Consider the following 19,527-nt stretch of genomic DNA (forward strand, 5'->3'; position numbering starts at 1 on the left):
ATAAAATTGGGCAATTTAAACTCTTCTAAAAGTAATAGATAGGGTATGATTCGGATTTTTCAACAAAAGCTGTCTTATTTTATTAAAGAAAGTAGATTTTATGCGTGCCAAATTTTATTTAGGACAGTTCTGAGTTCTTGTAACTTATCAATCATTTATACTTTTGTCCCAATTAATACTTGATAATATGAGAGCAAATGTTTCAACTACTAAAATTCTAGCGGGCATTACTTTTATCCTCGCTTTATCAGCTATTTATTTTCTCTACATGTATTTATCTGTAGTTCATCCTGAGTTATTTGTAAATATTTAGTATTTGGAAATGTATTTATCCAATCCATAGACTCAATCTTTAGTTAATACTCAGAATAACTTTTAGAAGCAAAATAAGATTTTTATAATCAATTATATAAATTTAGAATATCTAAATAATATGGGGCTATCTCAAATGAGTAAGCCCCATTTTACCTTAATGAATTAACCTGGGTTAAGCTGTTAACGTGTTTTTTTGATATACAATTTGCATCTTAAAAATCGTCTCCATAAAACAACAAGCCTCGCTTAGAAAGGATTATACAAGATCGAATATTTTGATATATCTATGTAGACAGGTTTTCTTAAAAGATTAACTTGGTTGTGTGATTTGCTTAATATTTATAGTTTCAATTGAGTCATCATATTCCATCAAATAATGTTTATCCGATTGTGTAAACTCATCACAAGTAAATTCTAATATATTATTTGACCAATTTTTAAATACAATGAAATCCATTTCGATTGGACTTTCAATTAACCTTTTTTCTTTTATGTTCGATGTGATTTTTTTGACATTCATATAATCAGCAATTAAAAAATCATCATTTGGAGTAAGCGATAAACTTTTATACTGTGGTCTATCTTCAAAATCAATTACATCAGAAGTTTCAACGTCTAATTCAAAAAGATAATCACTTGTCAAAATCAAAGCCAGTTTATTTTTCAATGAAACTTGGGCATTTAGTGCAAACCCTCTAAATTGACCACACCATTCAGTATAGTCATCTTCTGTAAATTTTATAAATGACCAATTTTGAGAATTCCAAGGACTTTCAATATCATAAATGCGTTCCTTGAATTCTCCAGAATATGGTTGACTAATAATTTCTACTTTGATTATCGTATGTTCGTTTGGGCAAAATATCACATAAGTTTTAGTGCTTTGTGTTCGAACCGAGATAGAAACACCTACTTTCATTTTAGCATTTTAGCCGCGCCTTTTGCAAATATGATGTTAGCGGTTCGCGCTTCTTACTATCGTGTCATTTGTCTATAAATTCCTTCTTGTTGTTTCTTATATAGTCAACTTGAATTTGTTGTAAATTTTCCGTTTTGTAAAGGTCATAAAACTCATCGTCAAATTGGTTTAATGGATTGTCGTCATTGGATTTGCTAAAACCTTCTAATGTCCTGTCTTGATGTTGAGTTATTTTTGAGTTCTCTTTCTCAAATGTGTCGTTGGCTCGTTTGGTCAGGTCTGCAAACTTGTTCGCTCCTACAAGTTTTAAAACATCTGGTAGATGTTTATAAAACTGTCCTCTCGAATTAAAATAAAATTGGATATAACCGCCATTGTTTACTTCTGCTTCCAACACCCAAATCATATAAATTGCTTGTCTAGATTTGTTCCAAGACATTACCGTTTCGTATTCATTTTCATAATCTGTGGATTGTTTTTCTGATAGGTTGTCAAAAACCACTTGTAATAAATTGTCCTCTGATGTAGTGTCAATTATTTGTTCAGTCAATTCTTTGTGAATAGGTCTATTCTTAAACACTTCAAACGATTGAGCATGTTGTTCTTCAATTTCTTTGGAAAGTCCACTATCATTTTTCTTTGTCTGTCCCGAACAGCCAAACAAGTTTAAAGTTGTGGCTATAAAACCCATAAATATTAAAGTTCTTTTCATTGTCGTAATGTCGTTCGTTGCCTGACCCCTAACAATTGGTTTACGAAACTAATATACAAAATTGTTTCGCCAATCCTTTTCTATAGGCGAATTTCGTTATCTCAACCTCTAAACTTCACATGTTACTGATATTGAACACCTTATTTTGACGTATTATAATAATAGAGAAACAATAAAATAAAAACTAATGTGAGTCATATTGTGAATAGCCAAGCTATACCAATGCACAACGCCATAATTCTAAACAGAAACACATCTGCTCATGTAGTCAGTATGAGCAGATATATAATCGAGGATTTGTTTATAGGTTATTTCTTTTCTGTATTACCTTCTAGACGATCAACTCCTTAATAGTGATAGAGGCCGATTTTGTCGATAAATGGTTGGATACGTGATTGAGTTATAATAATTCGCACCTGATTTGTCGTTACCTCAGGGAATGTTACGATGCGTTTATACCCAACAGTAGTGCCTGTTGTAACTGTAATCCATTGTTTATCTTTCAATATTTGAAGTTCAAAATTTTCAACTCGTTGCCCCCATTTGATATATTCCCCCAATTGTATAATGTTCGTTTTGAAAGGTTTTTTAGCAGAATATTCGAACATTAACCGTTGGTTTTCCTGTTTCGTAGTCCAAATTTTTTCACCATCATCATTCTTCTGAATTCGGTTTTTATCCGTTTTCAACTTTACACCATTGGCTTGTAGTAAATTAGTTTCAAAAATCGAATCCTTAAGCTGTTTCCATTTTAATAGATTATTTTCATCAACAGAATGGAACAAACCTTCTCGTGTTGGTGGAATATTCAAAAGCAACACACCATTTTTACCTACCGAGTTGAAATAGATATCCAACAATTTTTCAGGTGATTTTACTTTCGAATTTTGGTTCTCGTGATAGAACCATCCTTGTCTAATTGACACATCGGTTTCGGCAGGATACCACACTAATCCTTCGGCTTTTCTAATTACATTGCGGCTACCTACATCTTTTCTACGCATATCTCCAGCAGGCTTAATATTCATTTGTTGCTGCGAACCTTCGGCGATTTTATTTTGATCCAAATTATTTGTTGGCACAACTGACCATTCTGTATCTCTGCCATAACCTGTCTCGGTGCCCACCCAACGCACATCTGGTCCCATTACTGCTATCACGGCCTCAGGTTGTAGCTCACGAATTACACTGTAGTACGAAGCCCAATCGTATTCTTGCTTCTTACCATTCGGACCTTCGCCATTTGCGCCATCAAACCACACCTCATCAATCTTCCCATAATTAGTCAAAACTTCTTTGAGTTGATTACGAAACATTTCGTTGTATTGATCAGAACCATACGAATTCGCATTTCTATCCCACGGCGATAAATAAACACCGATTTTCATATCGTATTTCTTACAAGACTCAGCTAATTCTTTTAAAATATCACCCTGTCCATTTTTATATGGTGCATTCTTTATTGAATAATCAGTAGTATTTGTTGGCCACAAACAAAAGCCATCGTGGTGTTTTGCCGTAAGAATTAGAAGTTTTATCCCTGATTGCTTGGCGATTCTAACCCATTGATCCGTATCTAATTTTGTCGGATAGAATAGTTGAGGACTTTCGGTTCCATCTCCCCATTCTTTCCCCGTGAAGGTATTAATTCCGAAATGCACGAATCCAGTAATTTCCAACTTCTGCCAGTTGAGTTGTCTAGTAGTTGGTTTGACAGAAGCAGCCCTTTTTTACCATTTCTTCTTCGGTGTCATTTGGGCTGAGCTTTACATAATTTTGTGCAGTTGCAGTATGTATTAAAAGCAATGCAAATGCACAAATGCTTGTTATCTTTTTCATAATATTTGTTATCCTATTTTAGTAATCCGAATTTTAATTTGTCCTTTAGTGGTAAATCATACACACGCACATAATCTACTTCCATCTGAAATGGCAAATCCGCCTCAGTAAGTTTACCTGGCCAACCTGCACCTCCTGATTGATTTAAAATGATATAAAAAGGAACGTCGTAAGGCCACTCTATATCACCCCAATGTTGTTCTTTGGTGTAAGTGTATTTAAGCTCATAATTCAAATAAAATTGAATTTCAGCGGGAGTCCAAACCATACTATAAATATTATAATCATTAATTTTATAATCTGATGTTTTTGTTGCTGTACTCGCTCCAGATTCAGCTGTAAATGCAGCATTATGCAAAGTTTGATGAATCACAGGCTCATTATTCACATGCTCCATAATGTCGATTTCCCCACAATCTGGCCATGTACCTTTTGCGTATTCTGGCTCGGGCATCATCCATATAGCTGGCCATGATCCTCTTCCGTGCGTAAACTTTGCTTTCACTTCCACTTTGCCATATTTAAGGTTGAATTTAGTGGAAGATTTAACACCTCCAGAATGATACGCCATCGTGTCTCCAGGTATCTGTCTAATATCCATTCGTAAAACTAGATTGCCATTCTTTTGGTTTACATAGGCTTCATTTTGGGTAATGAATTTATTCCATGCAACACGACCACGTTTGGCGTAGCTCCATTTATTAGAATCAAAAGCACCATCTTTATCAAATTCATCTGACCATATTAATGCGAAGTTCGATGAGTCCTTCAGCTCACCTTTTGATTGTGATAATATCTTTTTATTGCCACATGATTTTAGAGCAAACATGACTAGAAATAATAATGGAGATATTCTTAAAAGGTTTTTCATAACATATATTAGTTTAGATTATGCTTAGTTAGCGTTTTCAATGAAAATAAAATATCCAACTGCCTTATTTTAAGGAGTTGGATATTTGGTTTTTTTTAATATTAATAACCGTAATTTTGGTCTTCATTTGTCAAACCGCCATTAGTATTCAATTCATTTCTTGGAATAGGTAGCAATAAATTTCTTTTCAGAAGTTCATTTTTGTTTACATTTTCCAATATTAAATAATCCATAAATGCTAGATTATTATTTAAGGATTTATTGTATTCTACCTGCGCTCTAGTAACATGATGGTTATCATGCCTTTCCAGAACTTTTGCGAAATACGCTTCACCACGTCTTCTAACATCTGTGAAATTGTCAAATTCACCTGCCAACTCGAACAAGCGTTCGTAGAAAATCTTATCACGCAATTCTGCCTGTGTTGACGTTGTTATGTTCTTTGGATAAGTTCTATTTGGAGCAGAATTACGCGCTCTCGTTAATACTTTATTGATGAAAGTAATAGCTTCAGAATTATTTCCTAATTCATTTTCTACATCCGCCATAATAAGTAAGAAGTCAGCATAACGATACACCAATAAATTTTTGTTACTATTCTGTGCCATAGCAGCAGCATCATACTGTTTTTTAAAATATGGCCAGCTGTAATCTCTTCCACCATTTCTTACAAATGCGACTTGCATTGCCTCTGAAAGTTCAGACACCTTCGGATTAGTCGGATCTTCCAATGTCGTGTAATTAACTGAATCTGTAGCTAAAGTATTTGTTGTAGCCGCACCATATAGATATGGATAAGTATAATGAACAGTATTATTTGTTTTAATTAGCTTAAATTGAACCATAAATGTGGTCTCCAACCTTGGATCATCTGGATATGTTCCTCTGAATTGATCGTAAAAAGCTTTCGAAGCACGATATCTTGCCCATGAAATGCCCGGATTGGAAGAATTCGTAGGAGAAAACACCCAATTCCCTCTATTACCGTACCCATTGGTATTTGAAGAAAAATTAATTTGAAAAATGGACTCTACAGAACCCAATGATTTATTTTCAAACAATTTAGAGAATTTATCCTCCAGATTATACCCTCCTAAAGCGATGACTTGATCGCCCATTTCTTTGGCTTTTGCCCAATTAGGAGACGAACCTCCTTCGGCACTAGCAAGTGTCCAATACAATTTGGTCAAGTAAGCATACGCTGCGTATTTACTAGCACGACCAGAAGATTTTGCAGCATTTAAATTCTCCGCTGCATATTTCCAATCTTGTTCAGCCTGGGCATACACCTGCTCACGCGTTGATTTTGGTAAATCCACAGTTGTTGAAGTGGTTGGATCAATTCTTAACGGTACGCCGCCAAAAAGATTTGCTAAATTGAAGTAACAAAGCGCTCTTAAGAATCTCGCTTCACCGATAGCCTGGCCTTTAAAAGCATCACTCAAATTGCTTTTCTCCACACCAGCTATCAAATAGTTACATTCGCTAATTACTTTATACAGTCCAGACCAACTTAGAGATACTGTAGTATTCGTTTCGCTAATATTTAATGAAACGAATTCCGCATATCCAATATTGTTATTTTGACCAAATGCTAACCCACTTGGACCAACTAAAAGCTCTTGGAAATTTTGACCGTATAGATTATACTCTGTTAAATAGGCATAACAGCCTTGCAATGCCATATTTGCCGATGTCTCTGAATCAAAAGCGGTAATACTATTAACCGTATATTCTGGCTTTTCATCCAATAACTTCTCACATGAAGTCAAACTTAATACACCTAAAAGACTCGATATATATATAATTTTTTTCATTGTCGTACACATTAAAACTTAACATTAAAACCAAACACAAATTGTCTAGGATTTGAAAATGAATTCAAATCGATTCCTGGACGCAGACCATCAAAAGAAAAAGTTCGCATCTCGGGATCATAACCTGAATAATTTGTGATTATAAATGCATTTTTCACTGATCCAAAAATGTTTATAGAACCTATTTTGTCGCCTAATGAAGCGCTATCAAATGTATAACCCAATGTAATATCACTACATCTTAAGAAGCTACCATCTTCTACAAATCGATCATAGATGTAATTCTTAACAGAACTTGTCAACGATGGATACAAATTGTTAGGAGCATCTACTCGCCAAGCATTCTTGTATGCCTCGTTAGTCAGATTAGGTGTATTAGCCGCAGGAGTTTGCTCGTAACGGATATTACCATTCAAGATGTTACCACCTTTTACACCGTAGAAAGATGTAGAAAATTGGAATTTCTTATAATTCAACGATGTTTGAAAACCGTAATTGAAATCTGGATTAGGATCACCAATAATCGTCATATCTAAAGCACTGATGACCCCATCCCCATTGGTATCAACTACATTTATCTCACCAGGCAACATATTGAATAATGTTGTCGTTGGTAAATTTGTCGCTCCAGTTTGGATAATACCATCTGTTTTAAATCCATAAAATAATCCAGGCGCTTCATCTACTAAAAATATATTGGCTACACCAAAATGATCCCCAATCGAATTACCTAAATATCCAGATCCTTTGACAGTACCTAGATCCATTAGTGGAGAACCCAAGGATAATACTTTACGGGCGTTCGTTCCAATGTTTCCAGATATTTGCCACAATAAATTGTCATTTTTAATCAGGTCACTGTTTAATGCCAATTCAAAACCTCTATTACTTAATGCACCTTGGTTCACAGTTATTGCGGAGAAACCTGCAGATGGAGCTAAGTTTTTATTTATTAAAAGGTCGGAAGTCTCTTTGTAATAGTACTCCACTGTACCACCTAATAAGCCATTGAAGAAATTAAAATCCAAACCAGCATTGTAGGCTGAAGTTGTTTCCCAGATTAGGTCGCTATTTGATAAATTCGAAACAGTGATTACTTTATTCAACGCACCATTACTGTCGGTATATTCTCTACTTTGTGTATAGTTATAAATTGTATTATATGGATTAATAGATTGACTACCTGTCTTACCGTACCCAACACGAAGTTTCAAATCTTTTACCCAAGTTGCAGAATTAAGAAACTCTTCTTGATTAATTCTCCATGCAACAGCTGCTGAAGGAAATAATGACCATCTATTTTCAGGAATAAATTTACTACTACCGTCTGCGCGAGCCGTCAAAGTAACCAAGTACTTGCTTTCCAAAAAAGATAGATTCACACGCCCTAAATACGACAACAGTTGGTAATCACTTTGACTTGGTGAAGCGATGGTTTGATTAGTCGCCATATGCAAACCTTTTGTTCCTAAACCTTTGAAATCAAAGTTAGAAGCAAGAATATTTCTATTTAACCAATTGTAATCGTCATAAGTAACCCCTGCTATTGCAGAAATTTTAGCAATCTTACCTAAATCACCATTATAATTAACTAAGTTTTCGAAAGTGTAGTTATTGCTATTGAGATTTGAATTTCCTAAATAACCATTATTATTTAGGCCCAACCAGATACCTTCATCATACCATTTTGTACGGTCTTGCATCAAAATATTCCCCCCCGTGCGCATAACATATGAAAAACCCTTTGCAAAATTCCAAGTTAAATCAGCGGAAGCACGAATAGATTTTTCATCTGCTAAATCAGCATAATCGGTCAACCATGCAAGTGCGGTGGTACGTAGTTCATCATTCTGAGCTAAAGTAGGATCATCAGGTGGCATTTCAAATGGTGCAGAATCAATGGCCGAACGAGTGATTGACCCTGTAGCTCCACCTTTTGTATTTCCGCCAGCCATCATATTATTTGTCTTTAGATTGGCTGAGATTGACGTATTAAAAGTGAGTTTTTGCGTTAAATTACCTCCTAAGTTTAAGCGTAATCCCCCTTGCTTCAATCCAGTTTCTTTTACAATACCTTTAATATCCTTGTAATCTCCGGCTATGTAATATTTAACTTTATCACCACCATTTACAGATAAATTATAGGATTGAGAAAGTGGATTTCCATAAATTTCGTTTTGCCAATTTCTACCTCGCACGACACGGTAAGTCGAATCAATATTAGGGTCATAGGTTTCTCCACCAAACACATAACGAATCTCCTCACCTTCTCTATAGAAAACTGGTGTGCCACCATTCTTTTCATTTCTGTAGTCAGCATATTCTTTTAGATTTAGCATAGGTCTTAGACGTGTCGCTTCAGCCACAGTATAATTAGAAGTTAAGTTTATTTTAGGAGCGCCAGCTTTTCCTTTTTTAGTGGTAATAAGGATAACACCATTTGCACCTCTAGAGCCATAAATTGCAGTTGCTGAGGCATCTTTTAAAATTTGAATATCTTCAATGTCAGATGGACTTAGATTTGTCAATGGATTTTGTTGAATATCAAAATCACCACTACCAAGCGCACTTCCTGCAAAAGAACCTACAGAACCTTGCGGAATATTATCAATAACATATAATGGTTGATTATCTCCACGTAATGAATTAGCACCTCTTATTACAATATTTGGTGCTGCTCCAGGCGTTGCTACCCCACCGCTTACATTCACACCAGCTACCTTACCTTGAATTAAATTATCAACAGAAAGTGATTTGGAAGCATCTTTTTCGTCTGGTTTTATACTAGCGATTGAACCTGTAAGATCACTTCTACGCATTGTACCATAACCCACTACTACGACTTCGTCAAGATCAGAATTCATTCTCTTAAGTTGAATCGCATTCATATTAGCAGTTGCTGAAACTTCAAGAGTTTCGTATCCTAAAAACGAAAACTGAATAACTGCATTCCTTTTAACATTTTTCAGGACAAAGCCTCCACTAGCGTCCGTAGAAGTAGCTTCCTGTCCAGTCTTCACTTTCACGTTTACACCAGACATAGGAGCATTAGTTTCATCTAACACAGTTCCTTTAATATCTATTAATTCAGATTGCGGAGCTTTTTTAATAACGACAGCCTTATCCTTAATAACATATGTTAAGGATTGATTTGCCAATACCAAATTCAAAGCATCTTGTAAAGAGGCATCTTTAACAGATATAGTCACTAGATTTGCTTGTCTTATATCAGAAGAATGAAATACAAAATCATATTTACTTTGCTTTCTAATTTTGTTCAATATATTCTCAAGTGAAGCGTTTTGTTCTGTTAGTGTGATACGCTGTGCATTAGTATTCGCAATCGATTGAAAAAAGCAAACTAAAACGAGTGCTAAGGTCAATTTCATAATCAACAAATTTTTATAGCTCAAATAGGTTACCCTATTAGGAACTAAACAATTAAATTTCATAACTTTAAAAATTGGGTTTATAATTTATTTTATCTAAGCAGTAAAATTAAACGAACCTATCTTTAGTCTTGTGGTGTTCCAGCACTTCAAGACTTTTTTATATAAATTCATCTTATGAAAAGTAAATTTTTAATTCATCACTATGATCCTCCTTCCTTGAATTTTAAACTTTACTTTATCGGTCAATTCCAAAAGATTCAATACATCTTCAAGTTTTCTATATCTCGAAATTGCTCCTCCGAATTGCGTTCTCTTATTAATATTCGTATACTCAATTTCAACATCATACCATCTTGCAATTTGATTCATGATATCTTCTAACTCTTCATTCTCAAAAATGAAATAGCCATTCTTCCATGCAACCACACGTTCAAGATCTACCCTATTAATAGAAAACTTTTGATGATTTTGATCTAAAAGTGATTCTTGGCCTGGTTTCAATACTTTACTCAAATTTTTCAAATTAGATTTTACGAGCACTGACCCTTCAATCAACGTCGTTTTGATACCTTTTTCTTTTGAATATGAATTAATGTTGAATTGTGTTCCTAAGACTTTTACAGTTTGGTCACCAGACTTAACTATAAATGGTTTCTTGGCATTATGCGACACATCAAAATATACTTCACCAGTGATTTCAACTTGACGCTCAATACCTGTAAATATAGTGGGGAATTTAATAGACGATTTAGCATTAAGCCATACCGTAGTACCGTCTGATAATTTAACCTGATACTCTCCACCTGCTGGTGTAGTTATTGTGTTATAATTATCACCAATGTCAGCATTCTTCGCAATTGAACTTATATCATAAAGCAATTGACCATTTGGAGCTTTGCTGATTTTGACACCATTATTTGTATGTATATTACCTGACTCCAAATCATCAAGAACAATTTGTGAGTTGTCACCTAGGGTCAAAATTGCTCTATTGTTACCTGGAATAATAACATCATCATTCTTATTATCGACTTCGTTAACGGCAATTGTTGATGTCGCTAATTCAGGTTGATTTCGAAAGAATAAATATGAGATACCTAGTGAGAAAATCACTAATATAGAGGCGGCAAGAGTCCATGCATTTTTTCGATTATAAAAGGGCATATACGAATTATCCTCTTTGAATAGCAGGAAGTTTTTTGATATTTTCAATAAGTCTTGCTCAATGTCATTTTCAGACATTTGAAACTCAGAACTATTCTTAGCTTGTTGAACATACCAACTTTCTAAAATAGCCAATTCCTCATCAGTAATGGTACCTGAATGATACTTATCTAATAATTCTTTTGCTGTCTGATTGGTCATCATATATTTAGGGATTATACCCGTTACAATATATAAGACGAATAATTAAATTGATAGTAGTACTCGGGAAAGATTTTTTTTAAATAAAATATTTTAGGATGAAAGCTATAGCTAAATAATCTGAAATCTTAGGTCTCAACTTACTTAAAGCTTTAGTAATATGTTTGCGGACAGTATTTTCTGCCATGTTCAATTCTTGAGCAATATCAGCATATGACTTATATTCTTTGCGACTTAATTCAAATACTTCACGCATTTTTGGAGGCAAATTCGTTATCTCTTGCTCAATAACTGCAGCCAATTCTTTCTCTCTGATCAAATTATCTGTAATGTAATTTCCATTGTGAATAAAATCTTCTAGAGATGCTATATATTTTGTTTGAGATTTCTCTTTTGCTATTAAATCGAGTATTTTGTTTCGAACAGATGTATACAAATAATTCTTAGGAGAAGATTTAAAATTTATAGAAGACTTATTAATCCATAAATTAGTAAACACTTCCTGAATAACATCTTGAGCAGATTCTTTATCATTCAACATCCGTAGTGCATGCCTATATAATTCAGGACTATATCGTATATAAATTTCAGTAAAAGCATCATAAAATCCATTGTTAAATAAATTTAACAACTCGTCATCTTCCAAATCTTTGAAATTGATACTTTTCACAAAAATAAATTATTGGCTATCTACAACTTTTAATCGGCAATAAATATATGTATATATAATACATAATGCAAAAATAATATTTGTAATAATTTGCTTTTAGTTCATTGTAACAAACACTATTTTGGTCTAAATTATTGAGCTTTGGTAAAAAAATCCTAAGGAAAACATTAGGGCTATAATAATTAATTGTCACTATATGCGGATTTTTGAAGTGGAAGAATAAGTTGCATTTCAGTACCTTTTCCTAATAAACTATCGACTCGGAGAATCCAACCTTGCTTTTTTAATAATTCCTTACACAAAGCAAGACCAATTCCAGACCCCTTCTCTTGATTCGTACCAACTTCGCTATGGTGATACTCACCTGAGTTTATTCGATCAATTTTGTTGGAATCCATTCCGATACCCTGATCATATAAAGAAACTCGCCCTGTATTACCGTTTTTAGAAATTTTAATTTCAATTACAGAATCAGTAGGACTAAACTTTATTGCGTTATTAAGCAAGTTTCGCATAGCAAAATTGAAAGTTTCTGCATTACCCATAGTGAAGTAATCTTTCAGCATACAAAATTTTACTTTAATTCTCTTTTGCCTAATTCTTAAATCATACAAATCCACAATGGAATTTATATGTTTTGTAATATTAATTTCTTCTTGCGCGTGATTCTCTAATTTTTTGAGGTGAGCTATTGTCCAAGATAATATATTATCCAAAGTTTCTTGAACCACACAGATCTGTCCTTTCACCTCCTTCATAGATTCCTTGATAATATCAGGTCTAGATTCTAATAAACTAAAATTATCAAACATCATGTTCAAATCGTTAAAAGGAGTTCGAAGATCATGAGAAGCAATGGAAAGAATTTTTAATTTAAATTTTTCAGCATCTTTTAATTCGTCCTTTTGGTTTTCAATTATCTCTACATGATTTTTTAGAATTTGATTGTGTTCAGACAATAATTTTCGCTCCGATTTTAGTTCTTTATTTCTTTTTACCAAAAAGTAAATTAAAAATCCAATTATTATCTTACTGATAACAATAGCTAATACAAGCAAAATAATTATATTTTGGTCAGTCATAGGAATTAAGTTTTTCAAAGGTTATCTAATTTGCTATAAAAAAATAAATATTTCGTTATAATAATTTAAATTAATAGAAAAACATAAGACACGACATAAACTTTATCACTACATTATTTCTAATAGCAGAAAAGAAATATCAATCTTCAAAATTGACGAACTCAACATAGGAATTAAATGCTATTGGACTTCTTTCAACCATTTTACGATTCCTCTATAAATCTTGTCAGCAGTCTGTTTATGGAATTTTTCGTCAAGTATTCGTTTCTCATCTTCTGGATTACTTAAGAAAGCGATTTCAACCAAACTATTCGGGTATTCTGTTGGAGAATTTAGTAAAAAATTGAAATTACCAATCAATCCAAATTCATTCAATCCTAAATCTAACATTTCGTCTAAAATATATTTAGAGACTTCTCTACTCCCCATATGGTGGTAATAGGTGCTTACGCCATTCACCTCGGATCTAGATGATGCATTAAAATGTAAGCTGATAAGCAAGTCGGGTTTTACCTCTTTTAATTTAAGCACGCGATCTGTAGTAGCAATATCCACATCTTCGCTTCGGGTCAAATACACATTTTTCACACCCTTCTTGCGTAATAATCCTTCCAATTCTTTCGCAAACAACAAATTATATATTTTCTCCTCTGTACCATATGGGCTAACAGCCCCTTTCGCACTCCCCCCATGACCAGCATCTATGGCAATAAATAGATTCTTTATACCTGATTTTGAGGGAGCATGTTTAACAGATATTCGCAGAGACTTATTGCTATAATTAACGCTATAGCCCCAATTTTGAGTACCTCTCAAATCGATATGTATTCGGAAAACATCTTTCTCCAGCTGCTCACGGTAAACATTCTTGACTATCTGTGCATTTCTTAATTGAGTAATCCATGTAGTGTTTGAAACAGCTCCAAAAATATCAATAACGATTTTATTGGGTTCTACTAACTGAAAACTTCTATATGGAAGTCGATCATGTAGCGCGACAGTCAGTACGTCATACTTTTCTTTGGCAGACAAATGCCAAGAACCAGTTAAAAAATTAGTAGTGACTTTAGCTTCTAACCCTTCAAAACCACGCTTAATAAAGCGTTTAGGGATATACGCTTGCCAATTTTCGGATAACTTGACTTTATATCTATTTTCTACTGAATCTATGACTACCAATCGGACTGCAGAATCAATAAAAGTCATTTTATCAGCTCCTAATCTAACCATACCATCACTATATTCCATATAAGGCAAGTCTCCAGTGGTTCTACCAATCCAAGGTTCTTGAGCGCTTGCCGGAAGTAATATCGAAACAAATAAAGCAATGGGAAAAATTGTAAACAAAATGGTTTTCATAGGTTTTTATATTTTTGATTTGAAATTCAATTCGCACATCTGCAAATCTTTAGTTTATGTGAATTCCTTTAAAATTCAATTCATTTCTTAGCACAAATGGCAATTAGTAAAGATAGATTTATTATTCAAAATGATTTGTATGTTGGACACATTTCAACACATATTCATGAAGAGCAAACAAATCATTGTTAAAGATAATATTCAATCGAATAAACTTATAAAAGTTGCTGAATTTGACAACAATAAAAGACCTACGCAAGCACACAAGCATAATGGCTATTTGGAATTGGTATTATTAATAAATACCAGCGTCACACAATTCCAATTTCACAAAATTCTTTAAAAGACATGTGCAAATGACTCCGCAGGAATTTAAAAATATAACTTTGATTTGTTAAGTAGTTTTAATTTTCAGCCACTGTTTAGCTGATTCTGACGCAATTATTAACCCTGCTCCCATCATTATAATATCTTTCAACACCAAACGACCAGCTCCAGAAAGGTATGGAAAACTATAATGTGGCGTTGGATAATCACCTCCCAAATTGGGTACATATACTTCGGGAGTAGTAATCAAAAAAGAGAGCGTAACAATAGACATCCCGAATGTGAATACACCTCCCCAAAACCCAATTTTTGGAAACCAAATCCCAAGTAATACCAAGATACCGATAATACAAATCACTAATCCCAAGCCATAAGAAAATACATAAGTTCCATTTTCAGTATGCCATTCTATATTTTTCTTTACAACTAAGCCTTCAGGATTTTTATGCAGGTTATATTCTTTCACCAAAACACCATCATTGTTATAAGCCATAACATCTGTCTTTGAATAGAAAAAACTCATAAACGGGCTATTAATCACAAACGGCACTATCCCATCCGCTTCATAGTGAAAAACTTTCAAGCCACCAATCCATGCCATCACGACAAATATTGCGATGCGCAAAAAATGAGTATAAGAAATTGTTGAATGTGCAAAAAAAGTAAGTATAGATTTCATAAGTCCTAAATATAAGCTACGCTAAATTAGAACTTTCATGAGGCAGTATAAATGGACAAATAAAATCAATCTATGGACTTTTCAGCAATTTCTGCAATGCCTACCTCTTCTCTAAATATTTTGGGAGAAACCCCGACATGTTTTTTGAAAAATCTACTGAAATAGAAAACATCTTCAAATGCTAATATGAAAGCTATTTCTTTGATACTTTTATACGTAAGATGAAGTAGTTTTTTGGCTTCTAATATTAATCGTTCTTGAATTAAAACCAGAGGGGATTTGTCATATTCGAGCTTGACGCGCTTACTAAAACTGTTCAAGTTCATCCTGTAATAATCAGCGTAGAACTGAACAGATCTCTGTTCAATAAAATTAGCATTAATCACATTGCGCAAATCAGCTAAAACAATACTGGACTTAGGAGCATAATCCTGTCTTTGTAGCAACATCTCCTTATTGCATAGTGCTAATATCAATTGCAAATACGCTTTCATGATAGAAAGATTATAAGACTCTTTCGCAACTTGAATACTTTGTATATGATTGAATAAAACATACGTTTCAGCAATGAAATTTGAGGATGTATCAATTAGAGGTCGTTCAAAAATATTGTTGAACAGCACACCATTACACGCCACTTCCTTCTTATGGTATTCTATGCAGTAAAAATCAGCATGAAACTGCAATACCTTTACCATAGAATTCGATGGTAATTCTATGTTTAGTAATTGATAAGGTGTTAAAAATAAGACCGTAAAATCTGCAGTTTTGTATGCTACTAAATTGATAGAAATGGATTTTACATGCTTTAATAAAATAACATAATAATAAGGATCATTCAGCTTAATATGTCCAACAGAAGAATCGTAATCGTAAATCCTTATACTTTTGTGCATGGAATATTCTTGAATTAAATTATGATTTTTCGAAAAGATAAGCATTAAAACTATTTCTCCCCAAATTCACTTTTGGTAATTTAATCAAGTCAGCTAATTTCTTGTGATGATATTTTTTCAAATAAACTGAAAATAGAGTTTAATTGAGTGTTAGTAATTAGCGGATCTTTATACAATATTATCTTTAAGCTTGTTATACTGACTATTTTCTAGCAGAAAGCTATATAAATCTTCAAAGTTCCCCCCTTCATATGTTGGTATAATTAAATATTTCGATCCTTTCAAAAAATAGTTTTTATGATTTTGGCAACGATTTCGTTGTTTAATTTTAATTATTGCATTTTTTTTGATGAGATTTGAGATTGTAAATAATGCAAAGTTTTTTATAATCATAAATTTTCAAATGATATGATGAAAGTGCTTGTATGTGAAAATCCGAACCAGTTATCGTATACCGAACATGCTATTCCGACACCAAAAATTGGTGAGTCATTAATTAAGATAAAAAGAGTGGGTATATGTGGTACAGATATACACGCCATTGCTGGCCAGCAACCATATTTTACATATCCTCGTGTCTTGGGACACGAAATAGCGGCTGAGTATGTAGAAGGCGATGCTGTAGATTTGGCTCCTGGAGACAAAGTGACGTTAGTGCCATATCTGACAAAAGGAATAGATAATGCTTCCAAAATGGGTAAACCCAATTGTGCTACAGACATGAGAGTATTGGGTGTACATACAGATGGCGCCATGTCCGAGTACATAGTCGTTCCTACAGCATCTTTGATTTATTCAAAGGGCTTGACTTATGATCAACTCGTATTGGTTGAACCACTTGCGATTGGAGCGCATGCTATTCGAAGAGCGCAGGTAATTCCTGGTGAGTTTGTATTTGTTATTGGTGCCGGAACAATAGGATTAGGTATTATTAAATTAGCTAAACTAAGTGGTGCTAAAATAATTGCAATGGATGTCGACTGCTCGCGTTTGGCTCATGCAAAACGATTAGGCGCAGATTATATACTGAATCCAATAGGTGATGATATCGCTGATAATCTATCCAACTTAACAAGTGGCAATATGCCTACTTTAATATTTGATGCAAGTGGAAATGTAAAAATTATAAATGAGGCATTCAATTACATGGCTCACGGTGGGCGTTATGTATTAGTTGGCATTCAAAACCAAGATATTGTATTCAGCCATCCTGAATTCCATAAACGTGAGGGAACGTTAATGAGTAGCCGAAATGCTGTTCGAGATTACTTTAATGACATTATATTTAAATTTTTGAATAAGTCTTTAAAAGCTGAAGACTTTATCACCAAAAGAGTTCCTTTTGAAAATGCGGTCACTTATCTAAGGAATAAGCCCGAAAACCTAAAGTCTGGGATTAAAACAGTCATAGATTTTAATTAAGTATTAATTTGCCTATAATCTGCGACAGTCTTATCTGACGACTTAGCATTGACCTAAACATTATTAAACAGTTATAAATTCAATTTAAAATGAAACTTGAATTACAAAACGTCTTTCCGAGTGAAGACGAGATTCCTAGCGACTTTATGTTGCCAGAAGAAGTAAATCAACGCGAATTCCTTTGCGATGGAGAAATGATTACTTGGCATGGTGAAGTGAACGATGTCTACTCTCCTATTTGTGTAAAATCCGCAGATGGTATTAATCGCAAACGTATCGGGAGTTATCCTCTTGCGACAGTGGAGGAATCACAAAAAGCACTTGATGCTGCGGTAAAAGCTTACGATTACGGCAAAGGTGAATGGCCTGCCATGAGTGTCGAACAACGTATCGAATGCTTAGAAAATTTCACACAGAAAATGATAGCTAAAAAAGATATCGTTGTGAAGTTAATCATGTGGGAAATTGGTAAATCATTTGCTGATTCGAACAAAGAATTTGACCGTACAGTAGAATATATGTACGACACCATCCAAGAGTTAAAAGATCTTGATAGAGAATCTTCTCGTTTTCAAATAGAGCAAGGAATCATCGCTCAAGTAAGACGCGCTCCGCTTGGGGTTGTATTGTGTATGGGCCCTTTCAATTATCCATTAAATGAAACATTTACTACGCTTATACCAGCTTTAGTAATGGGTAATACAATTCTATTCAAACCACCTAAGCATGGTACATTATTATTTTCACCATTATTAGAAGCTTTCAAAACAAGTTTCCCTAAAGGTGTGGTAAACACAATTTATGGTCGCGGAAACAAAATTGTTCCTGATCTAATGAAATCTGGAAAGATTGATGTATTGGCATTAATCGGTTCAAGTAAAGTAGCGAATGACCTTAAAAAATTGCACCCTAAAGTAAATAGACTACGTGCTATTCTAGGTCTTGATGCTAAAAATGCAGCGATTATTGATCAAAAAGCTGATTTGGATCTTGCAGTTCAAGAAACTATTATGGGAGGATTATCTTTCAATGGACAACGTTGTACAGCATTGAAAATCATATTTGTAGATCGTAAAGTCGTAAATCCTTTCCTTGATAAGTTGAAAAGCGAATTAAAAAAGGTAAAAATTGGTATGCCTTGGGAATCAGGCGTAACAATAACGCCGCTTGCAGAAATAAATAAACCACAATACTTAAAAGATTGTATTGATGATGCCATTGCACATGGTGCATCTGTCATCAATGAACAAGGTGGCGAAATTTGCGAATCATTATTCTATCCAGCAGTTGTGTATCCTGTAAATCAGAACATGAAAATTTACAGAGAAGAACAATTTGGACCTATAATTCCAATTGTTCCTTATGACAACATTGATGAACCTATAGAATATGTAATAAATTCTTCGCATGGCCAACAAGTAAGTTTGTTTAGTAATGATGATGAAGTGATTACATCATTAATTTCTCCTTTGGTTAATCAAGTCGGCAGAGTCAATATCAATAGTCAATGTCAACGCGGACCAGATAGTTTCCCATTCACGGGTCGAAAAGACAGTGCTGAAGGAACATTGTCGGTAAGGGATGCATTACGATCATTTTCAATTAGGTCTATTGTAGCAACAAAAGCAACGCCTCAAAACAAGCAATTACTCAATCAAATTATTGAAAATAATAAATCCAATTTCTTGAGTACTAAGTTTATATTCTAATATTAAAAAGTAAGAGCTGAAAAAAATTTCAGCTCTCTTTCATTTCAATATAAATCACTAGTGTCCGGTAAAGATTAAAAAAGGTTGGCGCAATCACCAACCCTTTAGCTAACTTTGAAGTTGCGAAACAAACAAAGTAAGTATGGGTAAAAG

At 33.8% G+C, this 19,527-nt stretch carries 15 protein-coding genes; 3 read left to right on the plus strand and 12 right to left on the minus strand.

Translation table 11 applies throughout. From position 1 onward, the window contains the following. Window positions 1-625: 625 nt before the first annotated feature. The 10 genes from GOQ16_RS16180 to GOQ16_RS16225 all read right to left on the minus strand — a co-directional run bounded on the left by GOQ16_RS16180 (window position 626) and on the right by GOQ16_RS16225 (window position 14,341). Window positions 626-1,234 carry a hypothetical protein gene (locus GOQ16_RS16180; RefSeq protein ID WP_204987505.1) on the minus strand — a complete coding sequence of 203 codons (609 nt, stop codon included), beginning with the start codon at window positions 1,232-1,234 and terminating at the stop codon, window positions 626-628. A 64-nt stretch (window positions 1,235-1,298) separates the two neighbouring features. After that, the gene (locus GOQ16_RS16185; protein WP_240141071.1) at window positions 1,299-1,946 is read right to left on the minus strand and encodes a DMP19 family protein; all 648 of its coding nucleotides are present in this window, start codon (window positions 1,944-1,946) and stop codon (window positions 1,299-1,301) included. A 347-nt stretch (window positions 1,947-2,293) separates the two neighbouring features. After that, the gene (locus GOQ16_RS16190) at window positions 2,294-3,625 is read right to left on the minus strand and encodes an alpha-L-fucosidase (protein ID WP_240141072.1); all 1,332 of its coding nucleotides are present in this window, start codon (window positions 3,623-3,625) and stop codon (window positions 2,294-2,296) included. A 173-nt stretch (window positions 3,626-3,798) separates the two neighbouring features. Next, the gene (locus GOQ16_RS16195) at window positions 3,799-4,656 is read right to left on the minus strand and encodes a glycoside hydrolase family 16 protein (RefSeq protein ID WP_160070246.1); all 858 of its coding nucleotides are present in this window, start codon (window positions 4,654-4,656) and stop codon (window positions 3,799-3,801) included. A gap of 101 nt (window positions 4,657-4,757) precedes the next feature. Beyond that, entirely contained in the window at window positions 4,758-6,473 is a 1,716-nt protein-coding gene (locus GOQ16_RS16200; protein WP_160070247.1) for a RagB/SusD family nutrient uptake outer membrane protein, read from the minus strand. A gap of 11 nt (window positions 6,474-6,484) precedes the next feature. Beyond that, window positions 6,485-9,862, minus strand: coding sequence for a TonB-dependent receptor (locus GOQ16_RS16205; protein ID WP_240141073.1), 3,378 nt, complete (start codon window positions 9,860-9,862; stop codon window positions 6,485-6,487). A gap of 192 nt (window positions 9,863-10,054) precedes the next feature. Continuing rightward, window positions 10,055-11,233, minus strand: a complete 1,179-nt coding sequence (locus tag GOQ16_RS16210) for a FecR family protein (protein WP_160070249.1) — start codon at window positions 11,231-11,233, stop codon at window positions 10,055-10,057. A gap of 76 nt (window positions 11,234-11,309) precedes the next feature. Beyond that, window positions 11,310-11,900, minus strand: a complete 591-nt coding sequence (locus GOQ16_RS16215; RefSeq protein ID WP_160070250.1) for an RNA polymerase sigma factor — start codon at window positions 11,898-11,900, stop codon at window positions 11,310-11,312. A 182-nt stretch (window positions 11,901-12,082) separates the two neighbouring features. Continuing rightward, window positions 12,083-12,982, minus strand: a complete 900-nt coding sequence (locus GOQ16_RS16220; RefSeq protein WP_160070251.1) for a sensor histidine kinase — start codon at window positions 12,980-12,982, stop codon at window positions 12,083-12,085. Between the two features lie 180 nt (window positions 12,983-13,162). Beyond that, window positions 13,163-14,341, minus strand: coding sequence for an N-acetylmuramoyl-L-alanine amidase (locus GOQ16_RS16225; RefSeq protein WP_160070252.1), 1,179 nt, complete (start codon window positions 14,339-14,341; stop codon window positions 13,163-13,165). 166 nt (window positions 14,342-14,507) lie between these two features. On the opposite strand from GOQ16_RS16225, the gene GOQ16_RS16230 reads away from it, so the two are divergent. Next, window positions 14,508-14,684 (plus strand): hypothetical protein, encoded by a 177-nt coding sequence (locus tag GOQ16_RS16230; RefSeq protein ID WP_160070253.1) that lies wholly within the window; start codon window positions 14,508-14,510, stop codon window positions 14,682-14,684. Window positions 14,685-14,735: 51 nt separating this feature from the next. Here the strand turns inward: GOQ16_RS16230 and GOQ16_RS16235 are convergent, their stop codons facing one another. Both GOQ16_RS16235 and GOQ16_RS16240 read right to left on the minus strand, forming a co-directional pair. After that, the gene (locus GOQ16_RS16235; RefSeq protein WP_160070254.1) at window positions 14,736-15,347 is read right to left on the minus strand and encodes a DUF417 family protein; all 612 of its coding nucleotides are present in this window, start codon (window positions 15,345-15,347) and stop codon (window positions 14,736-14,738) included. A gap of 65 nt (window positions 15,348-15,412) precedes the next feature. Continuing rightward, a complete protein-coding gene (locus tag GOQ16_RS16240) occupies window positions 15,413-16,243 on the minus strand; it encodes a helix-turn-helix domain-containing protein (protein WP_160070255.1) in 831 nt (276 codons plus the stop codon). A 408-nt stretch (window positions 16,244-16,651) separates the two neighbouring features. Here GOQ16_RS16240 and GOQ16_RS16245 point away from each other — a divergent pair, with 408 nt between their 5' ends. Then, on the plus strand, window positions 16,652-17,665 hold the full coding sequence (locus GOQ16_RS16245; protein ID WP_204987506.1) for a zinc-binding alcohol dehydrogenase family protein: 1,014 nt from the start codon (window positions 16,652-16,654) through the stop codon (window positions 17,663-17,665). An 89-nt stretch (window positions 17,666-17,754) separates the two neighbouring features. Further along, window positions 17,755-19,374: an NADP-dependent glyceraldehyde-3-phosphate dehydrogenase gene (locus tag GOQ16_RS16250; protein ID WP_160070256.1), complete on the plus strand. Its 1,620-nt coding sequence runs from the start codon at window positions 17,755-17,757 to the stop codon at window positions 19,372-19,374. Window positions 19,375-19,527 lie beyond the last annotated feature (153 nt).

Source organism: Sphingobacterium bovisgrunnientis, assembly GCF_009829085.1.
GTDB lineage: Bacteria > Bacteroidota > Bacteroidia > Sphingobacteriales > Sphingobacteriaceae > Sphingobacterium > Sphingobacterium bovisgrunnientis.